The sequence below is a fragment of the Chryseobacterium sp. PvR013 genome, assembly GCF_017833095.1.
Taxonomy (GTDB): Bacteria; Bacteroidota; Bacteroidia; order Flavobacteriales; family Weeksellaceae; genus Chryseobacterium; species Chryseobacterium culicis_A.
Genome location: NZ_JAFIBT010000001.1, coordinates 345295 through 364666, shown reverse-complemented (window position 1 = coordinate 364666; position 19372 = coordinate 345295). Strand labels below are relative to the sequence as shown.

The 19372-nt window shown below is 35.4% G+C and carries 15 protein-coding genes and 1 tRNA gene; 8 read left to right on the top strand and 8 right to left on the bottom strand.

Annotation, left to right across the window (positions count from 1 at the left end; translation table 11 throughout):
- Positions 1-16 precede the first annotated feature (16 nt).
- From traN to JOE44_RS01690, 3 genes are all read left to right on the top strand, one after another.
- A complete protein-coding gene (gene traN / locus JOE44_RS01700; protein ID WP_209784057.1) occupies positions 17-916 on the top strand; it encodes a conjugative transposon protein TraN in 900 nt (299 codons plus the stop codon).
- Between the two features lies 1 nt (position 917).
- A complete protein-coding gene (locus tag JOE44_RS01695; protein WP_209784056.1) occupies positions 918-1472 on the top strand; it encodes a conjugal transfer protein TraO in 555 nt (184 codons plus the stop codon).
- Between the two features lie 66 nt (positions 1473-1538).
- Entirely contained in the window at positions 1539-1946 is a 408-nt protein-coding gene (locus tag JOE44_RS01690; RefSeq protein ID WP_245169865.1) for a DUF3872 domain-containing protein, read from the top strand.
- Positions 1947-2214: 268 nt separating this feature from the next.
- On the opposite strand, the gene JOE44_RS25230 is transcribed toward JOE44_RS01690, so the two are convergent.
- The 4 genes from JOE44_RS25230 to JOE44_RS01675 all read right to left on the bottom strand — a co-directional run bounded on the left by JOE44_RS25230 (position 2215) and on the right by JOE44_RS01675 (position 4245).
- Positions 2215-2286 (bottom strand): hypothetical protein, encoded by a 72-nt coding sequence (locus tag JOE44_RS25230; RefSeq protein WP_348635067.1) that lies wholly within the window; start codon positions 2284-2286, stop codon positions 2215-2217.
- Positions 2287-2288: 2 nt separating this feature from the next.
- Positions 2289-2657 carry a JAB domain-containing protein gene (locus tag JOE44_RS01685; protein WP_280893232.1) on the bottom strand — a complete coding sequence of 123 codons (369 nt, stop codon included), beginning with the start codon at positions 2655-2657 and terminating at the stop codon, positions 2289-2291.
- Positions 2658-2719: 62 nt separating this feature from the next.
- A complete protein-coding gene (locus JOE44_RS01680) occupies positions 2720-3793 on the bottom strand; it encodes a DUF932 domain-containing protein (protein WP_209784054.1) in 1074 nt (357 codons plus the stop codon).
- Between the two features lie 41 nt (positions 3794-3834).
- Positions 3835-4245 (bottom strand): single-stranded DNA-binding protein, encoded by a 411-nt coding sequence (locus tag JOE44_RS01675; protein WP_209784053.1) that lies wholly within the window; start codon positions 4243-4245, stop codon positions 3835-3837.
- A gap of 553 nt (positions 4246-4798) precedes the next feature.
- Between JOE44_RS01675 and JOE44_RS01670 the strand changes: the two genes are divergently transcribed.
- A complete protein-coding gene (locus JOE44_RS01670) occupies positions 4799-5023 on the top strand; it encodes a hypothetical protein (protein WP_209784052.1) in 225 nt (74 codons plus the stop codon).
- A 1577-nt stretch (positions 5024-6600) separates the two neighbouring features.
- On the opposite strand, the gene JOE44_RS01660 is transcribed toward JOE44_RS01670, so the two are convergent.
- The 4 genes from JOE44_RS01660 to JOE44_RS01645 all read right to left on the bottom strand — a co-directional run bounded on the left by JOE44_RS01660 (position 6601) and on the right by JOE44_RS01645 (position 11998).
- A tRNA-Arg gene (locus JOE44_RS01660) sits at positions 6601-6672 on the bottom strand.
- A gap of 69 nt (positions 6673-6741) precedes the next feature.
- Positions 6742-8505, bottom strand: coding sequence for a TonB-dependent receptor (locus tag JOE44_RS01655; RefSeq protein ID WP_209784051.1), 1764 nt, complete (start codon positions 8503-8505; stop codon positions 6742-6744).
- A 34-nt stretch (positions 8506-8539) separates the two neighbouring features.
- On the bottom strand, positions 8540-9031 hold the full coding sequence (locus JOE44_RS01650) for a hypothetical protein (protein ID WP_209784050.1): 492 nt from the start codon (positions 9029-9031) through the stop codon (positions 8540-8542).
- A 3-nt stretch (positions 9032-9034) separates the two neighbouring features.
- Complete coding sequence (locus JOE44_RS01645; RefSeq protein WP_209784049.1) at positions 9035-11998, bottom strand: tetratricopeptide repeat protein; 2964 nt, start codon at positions 11996-11998, stop codon at positions 9035-9037.
- A 257-nt stretch (positions 11999-12255) separates the two neighbouring features.
- Between JOE44_RS01645 and JOE44_RS01640 the strand changes: the two genes are divergently transcribed.
- The 4 genes from JOE44_RS01640 to JOE44_RS01625 all read left to right on the top strand — a co-directional run bounded on the left by JOE44_RS01640 (position 12256) and on the right by JOE44_RS01625 (position 19172).
- Entirely contained in the window at positions 12256-14496 is a 2241-nt protein-coding gene (locus JOE44_RS01640; protein ID WP_209784048.1) for a CocE/NonD family hydrolase, read from the top strand.
- A 149-nt stretch (positions 14497-14645) separates the two neighbouring features.
- The gene (locus tag JOE44_RS01635) at positions 14646-16898 is read left to right on the top strand and encodes a CocE/NonD family hydrolase (protein WP_209784047.1); all 2253 of its coding nucleotides are present in this window, start codon (positions 14646-14648) and stop codon (positions 16896-16898) included.
- Between the two features lie 104 nt (positions 16899-17002).
- Positions 17003-18685, top strand: coding sequence for an amino acid permease (locus JOE44_RS01630; RefSeq protein WP_209784046.1), 1683 nt, complete (start codon positions 17003-17005; stop codon positions 18683-18685).
- 154 nt (positions 18686-18839) lie between these two features.
- Positions 18840-19172, top strand: a complete 333-nt coding sequence (locus JOE44_RS01625) for a DUF962 domain-containing protein (RefSeq protein WP_209784045.1) — start codon at positions 18840-18842, stop codon at positions 19170-19172.
- The last annotated feature ends 200 nt before the right edge of the window (positions 19173-19372 follow it).

Here is a 19372-nt window from a genome sequence, read left to right as displayed (position 1 = left end):
CTTTAAATTAAAATTAATGAAAATACGATTTAATATATTTTTCTCGGTTCTGTTGATCCTCTTCGGTATCTGCAGATTAGCAGCTCAGAAAAATTCAGGTTTCGCATCGCTTTCTCAGGCTAAACTGGAACCATACAAGATGGAAGTTACGTACAATAAAACAACACATTTATTATTTCCATCCCCGATACGATACGTGGATTTAGGAAGCGAAAATTTGATTGCCAATAAAGCGGAAGATGTAGCGAATGTTCTCAGAATAAAATCTTCAGTAAGGGATTTCGAGGAAGAAACAAACTTTTCGGTCATTACTCAGGATGGTAAATTTTACAATTTTGATGTTTTTTACAGTTCTTATCCCGACACTCTGAATTATGACCTTCTGAAATTACAGCGAAATCAGGAAAAAGAATACTCGACAGATGTTCTGTTTGAAGAACTTAAAGGAGAATCTTCATCATTAACTGAGCTTTTGATAAGAACCTTGTACCGGCTTCCTAAAAGAACATTAAAGCATATTGGTTCAAAAAGTTTTGGGATTCAGTTTCTGTTAAAATCTCTCTATGTCCACGAAGGAAAATTTTATTTTATTTTTCAAATTAAAAACAAGAGTAATGTTTCCTTTGACGTTGATTTTGTGACTTTCAAAATCACCGACAAAAAGAATCTGAAAAGGACAACCGTTCAGGATAAAGTATTGTCACCCCTTCGTACTTATTCTCTTAACCCTACCGTAAACTACCAATCCGATGGTGAATTTCTTTATCTCATGGATCAGTTTACGCTTTTAGAAGATCAGATAGTAGAGATTGAATTGATGGAAAAAGATGGTGGACGACATCAAAAGATCCAGATAGAGAATTCAGATTTAAGCAGTGCCAAGGTGGTCAATGATATTCAATTAAAACTAAACTAGCATGAAGAGTTTATTATCATTTATAATAGTGCTTTTTTGTGTTTATGCAGTCAAGGCACAAAGAATGTTACCGAAGCAAAAAAGTATTGGAATAAATACAGGATTGCTGTTGAAAAAGTCATCCGGAAACTATTTCGTCAATACCGATTTTATTATCTATTCAAAAAAAGGGAACTATTCGATGTATTCTTTTGAATACAGTAGACAGATTATTTTCTATAAAACTACTGACGTCCCTGTTGAAAACTACAGTCTTGAAGTCGGTTATAGTTTTAATTTGATTGCTGATCGGACAAAAAGCTTTTTAATCAATTCTACATTTTCAGCCACAGGAGGATATGAGAATATTAATAGGGGTGAAACAATCTTGTATGACGGAGCTTTACTTATGAATGAATCATCATTTGTGTACGGGGGAAACGCAAAACTAAGTGTTGAAACCTATTTGTCAGATCGGATTGTTTTAACAGGCTTTTATAAAGCAAAAATAATATGGAATACTTCACTTGAAAAAATAAGACCTAGCCTTGGTCTTGGAATCAGATTTAGCTTATAAAATTAAAAAATTATTATGAAAAATTTAATCAATATCAAAAGACATTTTTTTGCTGCTCTGTATCTTATGGCAACCTTATTCGCAGTCGAAGTTTGTTTTTCCTCTTGTTCAGAAGATGAATTACAGGTACAGAAGAATTTTCCGTTTGAAGTTCAGGTAATGCCTGTTTCAAAATATATAGCTAACGGAGAAACTGTAGAGATCAGATGTCGCATTATTCCTGTCGGAAACTATAGTGAAACTGAGTATTTCTTCAGGTATTTTCAGTTTGATGGAAAGGGTTCGTTACGTTTATTCAATGAACCTGCTTTTTTACCCAATGATTCATATCTTCTGGCTGAAAAAGAATTTAGGCTATATTACACTTCTGAATCAACCGTATCTCAAAGTTTTGATATTTGGATTTCGGACAATATGGGTAATGAAAAAAAGCTGACCATACAGTTTAGTCCTCAAAATACAGGAACTGTATAGATAGAATTCAATGTAAAATATAATGTATTAGGCTATTTCTGATGAAATAGCCTTTTATTTTTCTTCCCATTACAGGCTATAGGAAGTAGCATCGCAAAATAACTGTAACCTTTTTGAAAAAATTTAAGTGAGAAAATTTTTATCAATGGTGTTACTCCTTATGAGTTGCGAAAAGACGTTTCCGACCACAGGAAGGAATTGTCTTTTCGCCGAAAATTTTAAATAAACGACAATTCAATATTGTCGTTTATTTTATTGGTTAGAAATTTTATAAACATCCGTTATCGGCAAATGACAGATAATCTGTCGATGTTAAAATGCAATGATCAAGTAATTTAATGTTTAAGAATTCGGATGCATTTTAATATTCTTTGTAATTTTTAAATCTTCATTAGAAGGTTTTAGATTCCCAGATGGATGATTGTGTGCTACAATTATAGATGATGCATTACAGAGAAGGGCTGTTTGCATAATTATCCGAACATCCACTATAGTTGAAGAAATTCCGGATTCAGAAATCTTTCTTATTCCTAAAACCTTATTACTCTGATTTAAATATAAAGCGAAAAAACATTCTCTATAATCTATTTCATCAGAATCAAAATGTTGTCGAAATACCTCTACCGCATCATATGAATTATTAATTACTTTGTCGGAATTACCTTTTCGTGAATAGCTTAATTTTATTTCATTGACAATATTGAATTTCATTTGATATGCTCCTATACGGTGGAGACTTGCATTTACCGTATGTTATAATTAATAAATTATTTTCAGTTCATTTTAAAAATGTCTGCTCCAAAATGAGCAACGTTTTCACAAAGTTCAAATGCTTTTTGAGACTTCATTTGAGCAGTTCCTCCCATCACAATGGATTGTAATTTGGCTTCATCATCTTTGTAAGTCTTTACATTCTGATAGAAACCTGTCACCGCATTATAAGCACCGAATAAAGTTCTTTTTGTGGTTTCCATTTGTTGGGTATCACTCATCATCGCATAGGCAAATGCATCATCTACCGTATTTTTAAAAACAGTAGACAATTCTTCAAAATTTCCTTTCTGCAGATGACTTAAAGTTTCTTTATTGGGACATAGTGCCAATTGAATTAATTTTTTCATTTCATTATCACCAATTTTAATTTTTGCCCAATAATTAAAAGTTTCTTCTAATTGATTGCTTAATATATTAGCTAAACCCATTACTTTGTGAGCATCTTCCAAGCGTTGTTTTGCGCCTGCAGTATGTCGGATTCTCACCACGTTACTCATATTCTTGAGCGAAGCATTTAAAGTGTTTTGGCAAACGATACGAATGGGAGTAAATGCGGCGGTAATACTTCCGCTTCCGTCATGTGAAGTTGTTAGAAAAATATATTTTTCTGTAATATCATCTCCGTTTCCCACACGGATATAATCGGGAAGTTTAGCTGTGATAAAAATTCGCTCTCCATTTCCCAATGCTCCTGCAGTCTCATACAAAATACCATTACCTCCTCCTACAATGGCATCGAAGAAAGAAAATGCTTCACGATTTTGTACAATGTGATAATCCTTTCCAACTACTCCCAAAACGGTATTGTTATCGGTACGGATATTGGCGAAGTAGTTAGGAACTTCCAATTCTGAATCACTCATTATGAGTTCATTTTGCGATTCTGTAAGACCAATTCCTTTTGTAAATAATGGAGACTTTTCTACCTCGTAGTCAAGCCCTGCAAATCTGATGGCTTCTTGACTTGTAGGATGTTCTTCAACAATCTTTCCTAAGTTGTGCCATGCTTTTTCTTTAACGGTGAAAAATGAGTATTTTCCTGTTCTGTCGTTGAAATTTAAATTATGTGCCATGATATTGTTATTAAAATATTATACAGCTGTTTTTGATTAATTTAAAATGGGAGGTCATCATCCTTATAGCTTTCACTGGATTTAGGTTGACCAATTTCCTTGTCATTTGTTTTGTTGGAAGGTGTAGAATTACTTTCAGCTCTTTTATTACTACTATGTAATTTAATTTGTGATGTATGGAAGTTCAGACCTGCGTGTGCTTCTCCATCTTTTCCTATCCATGCTCTTGTATAAACTCTTCCAATTAGCTCTACTAATGTCCCTTTAATAAGTAATCTTGCTACTTTTGAAGAAATCCAATAGGAGCAGTCAAAGAAAGTTGTTTGTTCGATTCGCTCGCCTTGTTTGTTGCGATAATTGTCATTGGTAGCAATAGAGAAATTGACTACTTGTTTTTTGTTTGACAGAGTACGGACTTCCGCATCTCTTGTCAGTCTTCCGATAATGTTCATAACTGTTCTTTTTAAGATTGCACATTTTGATATGTTTTGAATCTTTTCTCCGCCCTTTCTCTGAAAGCCCTCGTGGGCCTCGCTAAATATTTTTCAAAAGAAAAACCGGAAAAAAGAAAGCAGATAATTTTATAGGGCAATAGAAAAAGTCAAAAGGAAACGGAATAATTGGAGGGTACCTTTAGGGAGGAAACCGTTTATGCCGTAGTCTTTTGACTGGATTAAGCTATGGCTGAACTATATACCTTAGCTGCCTTTTTACCGGTTTATTGAGAAAATATATTTATCTATAATAATTTAGCATTGTCCAAAAGCACAACTGAAATTTATCCTACTAGATTCTACACACCTTTTACTGAAAATTTAAACCTACAAGAAAAGCCGCTGATTTCTCGGTTCACATAGGTTTTTGGAAATTGCTAATAGTAAGATCGGCCAACAATGGACATTAATATCCATAAAAAGCAAATTTTTCGTTTTACACTTTCAATAATTATAATTTAAGTCAGAATAAAAATGAATACTGCCGGTATCTCTACAAACACATAAATTTATGAAGAGAAATCACCATATAAAGACAAGAAAGGGTACTTCTATTACTAAAGAATTACCACAATCTTTATATCGGTACAATGGTATTCAAAAGCTTTCATTCGAAAAGTCAAAAAAAATACTTTTAGATTCTGGCTTCAAATTAACAGATGAAGAGGTAAAGGAAATCTCCGATATTATGCATAAGATTGCAGAACTTGTAATAAAAGAATTCATTTCTAAATAATTCATATATTGCACTGGTTACTACCACTTTGAATAAAAACAGAAAGATTATGCAGATAGCAGATTTATACATAAGAGTGTCTACTGATGAACAGGCTGACAAAGGCTATTCTCAACGTGATCAGCATGAAAGACTGGAAAGATATTGTCATCAAAACCAAATTACGATTGGACAAGTAATCTTTGAAGATCATTCAGCTAAGAACTTCAATCGCCCCGAGTGGACTAAATATATCAATTATATCAAAAAAAGAAATCTAAAATCCAATTTAGTTTTATTTACAAAATGGGATCGTTTTAGTAGAAATGCAGGTGATGCCTATCAAATGATAAAATTACTGTTAAGTAATAATATTTCACCGCAAGCTATAGAACAGCCATTGGATATGTCTATACCGGAAAACAAAATGATGCTTGCCATTTATTTAGCAGCACCGGAGGTAGAAAATGATCGAAGAGCACTTAATACATTCTATGGGATGAGAAGAGCTCAAAAAGAAGGAAGACTGATGGGCACCGCATCTTATGGTTATATTAATAAATGTACTGAAGATGGAAGAAAGTATGTGGCCTTAAAAGAACCTGAGGCTTCAAATATGCGATGGGCATTTAATGAAATCGCTAAGGGTAAATATGCAACCAACCAGATAAGACTTAAAATGAATAAGATGGAAGGCGCAAAAATTAGTAGTACTTCTTTTTACAGGGCAATAAAAAATCCGGTCTACATTGGTAAAATATATATTAAAGCATACAAAGACGAGGATGCCCGTATTGTTGAAGCCAATCATGAAAGTTTGATTCCAGAAAGCCTATTTTATAAAGTGCAAAATGTTTTAAGCGGAAAAACTTTGGCTGAAAGACCTCAAGGTAAAATTATTGCAGCTAATGAATTTCCACTAAGAGGATTTTTAAAATGTCCACGATGTGGAGGACATATTTCAGGTAGCGGATCTAAGGGCAAGAAAAATGTTTATTATTACTATCACTGTAATGCTAAGTGCGGCTATAGGCATAGCTCAGACAAAGTTAATTCTGCCTTTGAAAAAGAATTAGTAAAATATGATTACCACGAAAGCATAAATACGTTATTAAAAGAAATAATATTACGCAATTTTAAATACATACAGGAAAATATTGATGGTAAAAAAAAGGAACTTTCCGAACAAATTGTTAATTTAACCAATAGGCTATCTAGCGCTAGAGAAAAGTATCTCGAAGATAGATTAGATTTTGAGGATTATCAGATTATTAAAAATGAAAGTAAGAAAAAAATTGATGAGCTTGAAATGGAACTTCAGAATCAAAGGCTATCACGTAAAAATATAGATATTAGAGCAAAGCTTGATCAAGTTCTAAACATTTTGCCAAACCTTTCTCAACTGTACATGAAAGGTGATAATGAGACAAAAAATTCTATATTGTGTTCGATTTTGGCCGAAAAACTTGAATTTCAAGAAAATGTTTTTCGAACACCTAAATTAAATTCCGCACTTACCCAAATAATACTGATTCACAATCAGTTACAAAGTAAAAAAAAAGGAAAGAACACTTCTAAAAGTGCTCTTTCCCGCAGAGTGACCGCAGAAGGATTCGAACCCTCACTGTCGGAGCCGAAATCCGAAGTTCTATCCATTAAACTATGCAGCCTATTCCAGGTAGCAGATTGTAGGATTCAGGTAACAGGCGCCGGGCCTTTTTACATCTATCCTTCTACCTTTAGAAAGTAATTTTCACACCTCCCAGAATCTGTGCACCCAGGACTTTATAGCCTTTGTACGTCTGGTATTTTGAGCTCAGAAGATTATTTCCGAGTGCGAAAATACTGAAATTTTTGTGAATTTTATACTCTGCAGAAAGATTTAAATCAGCATAACCACCAACTTTATCGTTTGTATTTTCTGTAGACTGGAAAATTACATTCGGAGCTCCTACCCCTTCGATTGCATAAGAATTTGTAGTTCTGTCACTTGCAAAGATTCCTTTGAAACCTAACAATAACTTTTTGTCAAGCATAGTATATTTTGCCCCGATGCTCGCATTGAACAATGGAACGTTATAAATATTGTCGTAATTCTTAAGATCGTACTTTGTAAATCTTAATTCTCCATCTAAAATAAGGTTAGCCAATGGGAAATACTGCACGCTACCTTTGATATCACTTACATTTCCATCGTCATATACTGCGGAGAATGTATTGGCAAAATTGTAGGCAGAACGGTTAACAGAGGTATTGTCAAAAAGACCGTTGGCTTTAAAGAACATAATATCTCTCATTTTTCCGTACCCTGCAGAGAAGTCGTATTTCAGCGTTTCATCAATATCTCCTCTCAATCCTACATAAAAATGATATTTCGTCTCTGTAGGCTTTAAAAACTGGTCAGAAAGGATGAATGGATTCGCCTGCAGCATATCCCCGTAAGTATTCAGCTTCAAACCTCCGTCTACCCCTCCGTAGAATTTAAATTCTTTGGCAGCCGCAAACTGAAATTCTGCCTGTGGAAACCAATACGTTTTATTATTTTTCTGCTGTTCCAGCTGATCATTAGAGTTTTTAGCATTCAGGAAAGAGAATGAAGAACCTAAGGTTAAATAAGAATCCCCTTTTCTGAACGTCACTTTCGGGGTCAGGCTGGTATTGAAGAAATTGGAAGAGTTTTTATCCCTGATCGCAAAATCGGTCTTAACAGCATCCAATCCTACTCCAAGATCAGCATTCAGATTGATTCCTGATTTTCCTAATTCCACCGCATGTTTGGAGAAATTGGCAAGGATGGAAACCTGGTTTTCCTGAGCATCAAAATGATCTTTAAGGAAAGAAGATTTTACCCTTACATCATTTAAAATTTCGTTGGAATAAAAATCATAGTAACCGTTTACTTTAAACTGATTGACTTTCTGCTTCAGATCCAGTTCACCCGTTGGCTGCATGGCATAAATACCGTAATAATTATAGCTGTCTAAACCATATTCTGCATTGATATTGAATTTTCCTTTTTCTCCATAAGAGTTTAAGAAAGCTCCGATATTCGCTGAAGTCTGCCCGGATTTCCAGTCGTAATCTTTTTTAAGACCATTGGTGGAAAGTACATGAACATCTGCTCCTACTTCAAACTTATTTTCAAGGGTTTTTGAAACGTTTCCGTCTACCAGCACTTTTCCGTAATTACCCATCCCGAACTGGAAGTAATTATTCTGAGCCGTTCCGTCAAATTTCGGAGCAACATCTTCCCCCTGAATGGTAGACGTTTTGAAGTCTGAAACAGCAGGAACATCTGTGATGGTATACTTCACAGGGGTTTGCGATTTCTCTTCCGGCGGATAATTTTTAATGGTTTCCACAGAAGTTTTCTTCTTCTCGATCTTCTTCACTTCCGGCTCTCTCTTTTTGTTAAGAACCAGTTTTTCCTCCTTGATCTGGGAAAACGCCACTGACGAAATTCCTAAAAATAATATGGATAATATTTGAATCTTCTTGTTCATATTTTCTTTATTTGAAAAAAATATATAACGGGTTTTATTTATTGGAAGCAATATAATTGCCTAATAAAGCTTTCCCTGACTGTTTTGAAAAAGTTCTCCCTAGTCTGAATATATTAAACAGCCAAAGGCTTTGATAAACTTGTAATTTGTATTGATAATTTTTTGTTGTGCTGTTCTCAGCTACATCATAACTGTAAGAAATATCGTAAGGAAATCCTGAAGGCAGTAATCCCACTGTAAGCATACTCCCAATCATAGGATTTCCACATGGCGGAGTACGGGTCAGCATGGGATGCAGTGTTATTTTAACTGCATGGGTACTGTCATCTACAATTTCATAAATATCAGAATGTTTTAAAATCTTAAACTCTTTCTCAAGATCCTTATTCACTACAAAAGCCTTTTGCTTAGGAAAATCAGCTTTTGCGTGGTTATACTCTTTAGGATATGCACTGTACGATGGAATGCAGCTCCAAAGAGAAGCAGAAATTAAAAAAGAATATGTGGTAATTTTAAACACCTTCATGTCCTATTTCTTAATCTGTTTTTTAACTTCTTTAGCTTCAGCAACAATTTCAGGGAAATCCTTATAATTGGTAATGATCTGGTCACATGTATAACTTGCCTGATAGTTATCTTTCAGACCGATATAGTTTTTCGCCATCAATACCAGGGCTTTCGCTCCCCAGAATTCTTCTGATGCATAGTTATTGGCAAGCTTAAAGATCGTTTCATTAGAAGATTTGAAAGCTTTTCCTTTGTTCTGATAATACGCTTTAGCATACAAAGCTTCCGCAGCTACTGAAGTGTTGGATGATTTCTCAAGAGAAACATAGGCCGCCTGAGCATCTTTATCTTTTCCTGAGTTCATCAGACTTCTTGCTTTGATCACTTTTGCCGTTTCAATTACCGCTGCTGAGTTTTTAGAATTAGCGATTACTGCATTAGCTAATTTTTCAGCTTCAGAGAAGTTATTTTCTTCAGCATACAGTTTCATCAGCTCTACATTTGCATAGTTTTTAATGCTGATATTGGAAGAGTTTTTAATGCCTTCAAGGTACTTTTTCGCTTCCGCAGTATTACCTTGTGCGATAAAGATTTGAGCTAAACGAGTTTGTGCGTCATCCTGGTAATCATTCTGAATTCCAGCAACTTCCTGAAGAACAAGTAAAGCTTTAGTTGAATTATTGGTTTGGTAGTAACTTTCTCCTAATTCATACTTCGCCTGATACAATCCCTCACCTGTTGGATTCTGTGTCAGATACTTTTCGTAGTAAGAAATTGCATTTTTATAATCTTTCTTCGCGAAATATTGTTTACCGGTAGAAAGGTTGATTTCATCAATTTCTGCAGCATCTACATTCACCCCAATATTTCTTGCAAAATTTTCATATCCGGAAACATCTCCGTTTTTCGTAAAGATAGGTTTTGCAGCCTGAACAACCTTTTGAGCATAGGCTGTATTTTTATACTGCTCACCCAAAGATTTAAGCTCAGAAAGTGCTTTATCGTTTTGATTCTGATCAATATAATTCTGCGCTCTGTAAATAGAAGCATTGGCGATCAGATCTTTGTCCGAAGATCCTTTAATTACTTTTCCGAAATAATCATTGGAATTGGCAAAATCATCCTGAGCAGCATAGGCTGTTCCTATTTCATATTGAGCATCATCGTAATATTCGGAATCCGGATATTTTGATAAAAGGTTTTTAAGGTTGGTAATCTTCGCCTGTGTATCTCCTTTAAATCCTAAAGCCATGGCTTTTTGGTACAAAGTATAATCCGTAGCATCTTCATTTTTATCATAGATGGCAATTGCTTCATTCAGGTCATTATTCGCATAATGAATATCTGCAAGACGAAGTTCTGCATCATTTTTAAATTCCGGCTTCGGATTGGTAAGATACTGTTTGAAATACGTTGATGCCTGATCAAATTTCTTGGATTTAAAATAAGCATATCCTAAATCATAAGGCAACTGTTGTTTCTCAGGGAAGCTTTCGGTAAGAAGTTTCTCGTAACGAACAATGGCAGACGGATAATTCCCTTTCTGGTAATACACCTGTGCCAGCCAGTATAAAGCCCGGCTGTTGAATTCCTTATTGATATTGAAACCAAGACTTCTTAAGAAATATTTCTCAGCTTCATCATAGTTTCCTTTGTTGAACTCTTCAGTTCCCAATAAATAAGAAACTTCCTGATCTACTTTGTTGATTTCAGGCGTTGAGCTCTGCAATCTGTCAATAGCGTTCAGCGTTTCTTTATAGTTTCCGGAATACAGATATGATTTCACCAATAATGACCTCATTTCTGTGGCATTGGCTCCATTCTGATTATCATTGATATAACTTTGGATTACCGCAGAAGGACTTTCAAACGGGTTACCAATATCATAACTTAGTTTAGCATACTGCTCATGAGCCAGCTTTTTCACTTTCGCATCATAATCCATCTGATAAGAAGAACGGAATGCTGAAAGAGCTTCCTGTTTTTTATCTACTGCCAGGTAAGCATTTCCTAACTGGTAGTAAGCATTTTGAGCTAACGCAGAATTACTGTTCAGAAGCTGGTTGTAATAGGAAACCGCTTCATCATATTTTTTAAGCTGTGCAGCCACAAATCCCATCTCATACAAATCGTTTTCAGACGGATTCTGCTGTACGCTGAGATAATCTTTCAAATGCGGATAGGCAGAAGTGTAATCATTCTTCATGAAATAGCTCTCTCCGATGATCTTGTGAACTTCCGCTTTATAAGAATCTGAAATATTTTCGTTTAACAGAGCATTTCCTTCTGTAATCGCCTGATCGTAGTTCTTGTCATTATAATACATCTGTACATAATAAGGACGTACCAGCTTAGAGAATTTATCCTGATCTTTTACAGAATCAAAATATTGGAAAGCTTTATCATTCTGTCTGTTGCTGTAATATAAATGCCCAAGCATATAAGCGATATCTCCTTTTTGAGACTGATCTGCTGTTTTATAAGCTTCTTCCAGAGCATCAATGGCGCCTTTAGAATCACCCGTCATGAATTTTGCATAGCCAAGCTTCAGAATATACTGTGTATTCTCTTCTTTTGAAAGCTGATACTGATTCACTTTTTTCAAAGTTTCCAGCGCCTTGTCAAAGTCTTTTTTTGCCAAGTAATAATCCGCCAAAGGAAGATTAGCCTGCGCAAAATAAGCAGAATTCGGATATTCTTTCATGAAAGCGGTTAATCCTTCTTCAGCATGATTTTTCTGAAGAATCACACCAATTACATTATCAAAAAACTGCGCACCTTCCTTTTTCGAGCGGGACAAATTCTGATTATAGAAGTATTGTCTTGCATATTCGTATTGAGAAGCGTTGTATATTTTAGTTTGATAAAGATTTTCGGCTAGATTAAACCTGTAATTTTCTTTCTGGGTAAAATATTGGGACTGTTGAGCATCGGAGATTCCGAAATAGATTACAGCAGCCGCTAAGAGTATTTTTTTTGATTTCATTCTTCTTGATATAAGAAAATTAGTCTAAATAAGTTAACGAAAATATTAAAAACTTATTGTTTAAGCAAGTTTTAACAGCGTTAATGGTTGTTAATATTCATTCCATAACAATGAAAATTTTCTCACTGCACAATGATAAAATTTACTACTTTCGTCTGATAAAATGTAAACAATTTTAATAAATAGTTATCAAAAACCTATTTTGACCGGATACTTTTTTGAACAGCAGCGAAAAACATACCATAAACAAACTATATATGAAATTTAAGATACTTTTAGCATTAATTTTTGTAAACCTCCTGCAGGCGCAAAAATTTCACTTTCCAAAGGCAGCTGTCACAGACTCTGTTATATTGGAAAAACAGATGCCGGGACTTGCTCAGCAAGTGATACCCCAACTTCAATCCGCCAAATACAAACCGGAAAATACGGTGGATCTTATGGACAATCTTTTCCGTTTACAGATGGTGGCACAGGATTATAAAAATTCGTTAGTTTCTCTTTCCGAAAACCGTAATCTTTTTGCTGATCATAATATGGGAGGCTACAGATATATAGGATTCGAACTGTACGGCATGGCTAAGATGGCCCAAAAAGAAAATAACATTTCTTTTTCCGGTGCACTCCAGAAAGTATTCAATCAAAAATATGAAAGCCTTCCGGAAAAATTGATTCCCAGACTTATCCTTGCCCTTGACGGTGATGTAAGAGAATCCCGAAAACAATTGAACAAACTACTGGATAAACAAAAAGATAAAGACAGCATTGATTACAGAACGGCTCTTGCATTATGCAAAAGCTACCTGAGTTACAAAACCTATTCTGGCATCAAACCTCAGGTGATGCAGCTGCTGGATTCAAAAAATAAAGAAAGATTTATTACTGAAATCAGAGATTTAAAATTAAAAAATGGAAATACCTTAACGATTACCATTGTTCGAAAAAAAGATAATACCTCTCCGCTTCCTGTTATTCTTACTAGCAATATTTATGCTGGGCCTATTGATGATTTCTTCGGAAAAAGGGCTGCTACTTATAATTACGTAGGCGCTGTTGTTAATACCCGGGGTAAGAGAAACAGCAATAATGTGAACAATCCTTTTGAGCATGAATCTGAAGACATTTACGAAGTAATCGATTGGGTAAGCAAACAACCGTGGAGCAACGGAAAAGTAGGAATGATTGGAGGAAGTTATTTGGGATTCAGCCAGTGGGCGGCAGTAAAAAAACTGCATCCTGCATTAAAAACTATCGTGCCTCAGGTTGCCGTAGGAATCGGGATCGATTATCCGGCTCAGAATAATATCTTCATGAGCTATATGCTGCAATGGATACAGTATGTAACCAATAACAAATTTACCGATGAAAAGGATTTTGCCAATGCCATAAAATGGGATTCTATCAATACAAAATGGTACAAAAGCGGAAAATCATTCAGATCTTTAGATACAATAAGTGGTAAGCCAAGCAAAATATTCCAACGATGGCTGGATCATCCGGGATATGATCAGTACTGGCAGAAAATGGTTCCTTATAAAGAGGATTTCTCTAAAATCAATATTCCTATTCTAACGACAACAGGATATTATGATGATGATCAGATAGGGGCACTGTATTATTTCAAGCAACATCATCAGTACAATAAAAATGCAAACCATTATCTTATCATTGGTCCTTACAATCATGGAGGAGCACAAAGTTTCGGATTTACTTACGTGAATGGCAATCCTATTGATCCGGTAGCCAGAATAAGCATTGATGATCTTGCCTTTTCATGGTTTGATTACATTCTAAAAGGCGGAAAAAAGCCGGAAATATTAAAAGACAGAATCAATTTTCAGGTGATGAATACCAATACATGGAAGCATGTAGCTGATCTTGACAAAATGCATACTTCTTCTTTGAAATTTTATCTTCAGGACAAAAAAAATACATCTTCGGTATTCAATAAACCTGAGACTCAGAATTTCACTCAACAAACGGTTGATTTTAAAAACAGGGATCAGAAAGACGTCTATTACAAAGTCAGCAAAAAAGACAGCATAAAAATAACGAATTCTATCACTTTTGAAAGTGAAGTATTGGATAAAGATATGATCATCAGTGGAAATCTGTCAGGGATCTTCAATGTTTCCATCAATAAAAAAGATTTTGATACCGATACTTACCTTTATCAGATTCAACCGGATGGAAAGTCTTCATTATTGTCCACTCATATCGTGAGAGCCAGCTATGCAAAGAATAACGAAAAACGACAGCTTCTGGAACCCAATAAAACAGAACAGATTCCTATCAACAATTCCTATTTTATGAGCAAAAGGATAGAAAAAGGAAGCAAGCTCCTGTTATTAGTCGGGGTCAATAAAAATCCAAACTGGCAGATCAATTATGGATCCGGTAAAGATGTAAGTGATGAAACAATAAAGGATTCCGGGGAACCGCTGGAGATAAAATGGTACAATGACAGCTACGTGGAAATCCCTGTTTATAAAGATTAAAACCTTTTGTCTGAGCAAATTCCAGCAGACTTTATATGATAAAAATTCTTATTTTAGTCAGCTAAAAAAAATAACCAATTGGGTAATCAATGATCAAGACCTTATTTTAATGTAAGGCTTTTTCAGCAGCAGCTCAAAATACACTATTAATGAAATTTAAGATACTTTTAGCATTAGTTTTTGTCAATCTAATGCAGGCCCAGAAGTTTTACTTTCCGAAAACAGCAGCAACAGATTCTGTCATTCTGGAAAAACAAATCCCGGAACTTGCTCTCAAGGTGATTACTGAACATCAGTCTCCTAAAAATAAACCGAAATCTAACGTCACATTTTTAGACAACCTGTTTCGTTTACAGCTCGCTGCAAAAGATTACAAAAATTCTATTGCCAGCTTAACTGATTACCGTAAAGAATATGCAGATCATAATATGGCAGGGAACAAATCTCTTGTTTATGAAATCTACAGCATGGCCAAACTGATGGAAAAAGATAAAAAAGTTTCTTTTCCCAATGCTCTTCAAGCAGCCTTTACAACAAAATATGAAAGTTTACCCGATCCGCTGATTGCCAAAATAGGGACCATTCTGGATGGTGATGTAAAGGATTATAAAAAATCTTTGAAAATAGCTCTTACCAAACAAAAAGATAAGGATAGTATAGATTACGCTTCCGCACTGGCTTTATGTAAAAATTATGTCAATTATAAGACTTATTCCAGCATCAAGCCTCAGATTATGCAGCTATTTAAAGCAAAGGAGCAGGAAAAATTCATCATCGATACCCAGAACCTTACCTTAAAAAACGGAACGAAGCTCACGATTACTATTGTACGAAAAAAAGAAAACACCTCTCCTCTTCCCGTTATTCTCACCAATAATATTTATGCCGGAGAACTTGCAGATGCAGGGATGGGAAAAAGAGCAGCCGTTTACAATTATGTAGGAGCCGTGGTGAATACCCGTGGAAAAAGAAACAGTAATGACCCCAATAATCCATTTGAAGATGAAGCACAGGATCTTTATGAAGTCATAGACTGGGTAAGCAAACAACCCTGGAGCAATGGTAAAGTAGGAATGATAGGCGGAAGTTATTTAGGATTCAGCCAATGGGCAGCGGCAAAAAAACTGCATCCGGCTTTGAAAACAATCGTACCTCAGGTAGCGGTAGGAATCGGGATCGATTATCCTGCTCAAAACAATGTATTCATGAGCTATATGATGCAGTGGATTCGCTATGTCACCAATAATAAGCTGACCGATGAAGCAACCTTCACTAATTATCCAAAATGGGATTCTATTAATACAGCGTGGTATAAAAGCGGCAAATCATTCAGAACCCTGGATTCCATAAGCGGGAAACCCAATAAAATTTTCCAACGATGGCTGGATCATCCCGGTTATGATAAATACTGGCAAAAAATGGTTCCTTATAAAAAGGATTTTGCTAAAATAAACATTCCTGTTTTAACGACTACAGGCTATTATGATGCTGATCAGATCGGAGCATTGTATTATTATAAACAACATCACCAATACAACAAACACCCTAACCATTATTTAGTAATAGGGCCTTATGATCACGCAGGAGCTCAAAGTTATGGATACAATTATGTCTATGGTACCGGGAGCACCCTCATAGATCCTGTAGCCAGGATAAGTATTGATGAACTTGCTTTTTCATGGTTCGATTATATTCTGAAAGACGGCAAAAAACCGGAACTTCTAAAAGATAAAGTCAATTTCCAGATTATGAGCAGTAATACATGGAAACATGTTCCCAGTCTTGATAAAATGCACTCTTCTACGCTTAAATTTTATCTTCAGGATCATAAAGACGGATCTTCGGTTTTTGAAAAACCCCAAACCGAGCAATTTACCCAACAGACCATTGACTTTAAAGACAGAAATCCAAAGTATCTTTATCATAAAGTAAGCAAACAGGATAGTGTATATGTAACCAATTCTGTTCATTTTGAAAGTGAAGTTCTGGACAGGGATATTATACTAAGTGGAAATTTATCCGGAGTATTCAACGTTTCCATTAATAAGAAAGATTTTGACCCTAGTACTGCATTGTATCAGGTACAACCGGATGGCAAGACGTTTTTACTCTCTACACATCTTACAAGAGCCAGCTTTGCAAAAGACAATTCCAAACGCCAACTTCTTAAGCCTGGCAAAAAGGAGCAGATCCCGATCAAAAATTCATTGTTTATGAGCAAAAAAATAGAAAAGGGAAGCAAACTGGTATTAGTGGTAGGAGTTAATAAAAGTAAAAACTGGCAGGTCAATTATGGATCCGGTAAAGATGTAAGTGATGAAACAATAAAGGATTCCGGGGAACCTCTGGAGATAAAATGGTATAACGACAGCTATGTGGAAATCCCTGTTTATAATGATTAAAGCCTTTTGTTTGAGCATTTTTCCCCAAATGTTCTTAACAACTGTTAACATCAAAATAAAAAATCATTACATTTGCTTTTTTTCAAATCAAATATAGTTATTGAATGAGTCAACTTTTTAGAAGAAAAATCTATTCAGATACAGATACTTCAACGGGACTTTTAAGGGTCTTAGGTGTATGGGACATTGTATTTTTTGGTATAGCGGCCATTATTGGAGCTGGAAGTTTCAGTAGTTTAGGAGAAGCCGTTTTCAGAGGTGGTCCCGGTGTAATCCTGCTATATTTGATTTGCGGCTTTGCCTGTGGATTTACGGCTTTATGCTATGCTGAATTTGCCAGCAGAATTCCTACGGCAGGATCTGCCTACACCTATGCCTATGCCAGCTTTGGAGAGCTGATTGCCTGGGTAATTGGCTGGGCCCTGATCATGGAATATTCTTTCGGAAATATTTACGTAGCCTTTTCCTGGTCAGATTATTTTACGAGCTTCTTAGGACGTCTCGGAATGCATATCCCTGATTATCTGACCTGCAGTTATACGGAAGCCAGAAAAGCCGTTCAATATGGTTCAGAAAACAAAGAACTTTTAAGTGCATGGAATACTGCCCCATTGATTGGAAGCTTAAAGTTCATTGTAGATATTCCGGCATTGGTCATCAATGGTTTGATTACATGGCTTTGTTATGTAGGAGTAAAGGAAAGCAAGAACTTCAACAACTCTCTGGTTATCTTAAAACTGGCAGTGATCATACTGGTAATTCTTGTAGGCTGTGCTTATGTCAACACTGAAAACTGGACCCCAATAAGCCCTACAACCGGAACACCATCCTTCATGCCTAATGGTTTTGCAGGAGTAATGAGTGCCGTATCCGGTGTATTCTTCGCTTATATCGGATTTGATGCTTTGAGTGTACTTTCTGAAGAGACCAAAGATCCACAAAAAACCTTACCAAAAGGAATGATCATCTCTCTTGTACTGTGTACGGTGATCTATATTGCATTGACGCTTGTATTAACAGGAATGGTAGATTACAAGAAATTCGATGGTGTGGGAGACCCGCTTTCATTCATATTTGAAAAAACAAATGCTAATGTAGCCTGGATGGAACTTATTGTTTCGTTTGTAGCGATTGTTGCCATTACCACTGTATTATTGGTATTCCAGATGGGACAGCCAAGAATCTGGTACGCAATGAGCCGTGACGGATTGATGCCTCAAAGATTTCAAAAAGTACATCCTAAGTATAAAACACCATCTTACGCAACAGTCGTTACCGGGGTTGTAGTAGGAATTCCTATTCTATTTACAGATAAAACATTCATCCTTGATTTTACAAGTATCGGAACTATTTTTGCATTTGTATTGGTGTGTGCCGGGGTACTTCTTCTTCCTGCTAAAGAAAAAATAAAAGGCAGATTTCACCTTCCTTATGTGAATGGTAAAATCATCTTCCCTGTTATTTTTATCGGCGGTTTGCTGGCTTTCTACAAATGGCAGCCGGAGTTTTTTGACAACCTGATGAACTGGTCAGATCCTAATGAAGGAGAATTCAGAGCTTCTATTTTCTTCTTTATCATCATCAACCTGATCTTATGTATTGTGACTTTTGTAAAGAATTTATCATTAATTCCATTGATTGGATTAAGTTCATGTCTGTACCTTCTTACAGGAATGAGCCATGAGAACTGGTTCTGGTTCGGGATGTGGTTCCTGATTGGTATGGTGATTTACTTCTGCTACGGATACAAAAACAGTAAACTGGGAAAAGAATTAAAGAATAGCTAAATAAACAAGCATAATTGTAAAAAGGCAAAATGGCAAAGAGGTTAAACCTGATGGAGAAACTGATTTGCGATTTTGCCTTTTTCTTTTTTTATTCACTTTCAAAATCGGCAGAATTATTGCTTTAACTTCAATAGAATCAATAAACTAGATTGCCATGACTGAAAGAATTAAAACATATAGAGAGTTTTACCAGTTTTATCTTACTGAACATAGTAAAACAGGAACCCGTATTTTTCACTTTATCGGAACATTTCTCGTATTTTTCGTAATATGGTATGTCATAAGTTCCGGAAAAGAAAGGTTTCTATGGTATATTCCCATTGTAGGCTATGGCTTTGCGTGGTTCAGTCATGCTGTGATTGAGAGAAACAAACCTGCTACTTTCAAATATCCTTTATGGTCTTTAATTTCTGATTTCAGACTGTTTTTTGAACTGCTTATTGGTAAACAGAAATTCTTTACATCCAATAATCAGCCTCAGAATTAAGGGTAACCTTAAACTTTTCTCTTATTTTTTTGCTTAAAATTATTTAATGTTGGAAAACGCAAAGGCGCAAGAATTCATATTTTGCGTATATTTTAAGGCGCAAGAAAATCCCAGATTTTCAGCAAGTAATATTATCAATTTCCCAAAGATCACATTAGAAGTGAGAGGTTAAGAATATGCAGTATCCAATTTTATCAAAG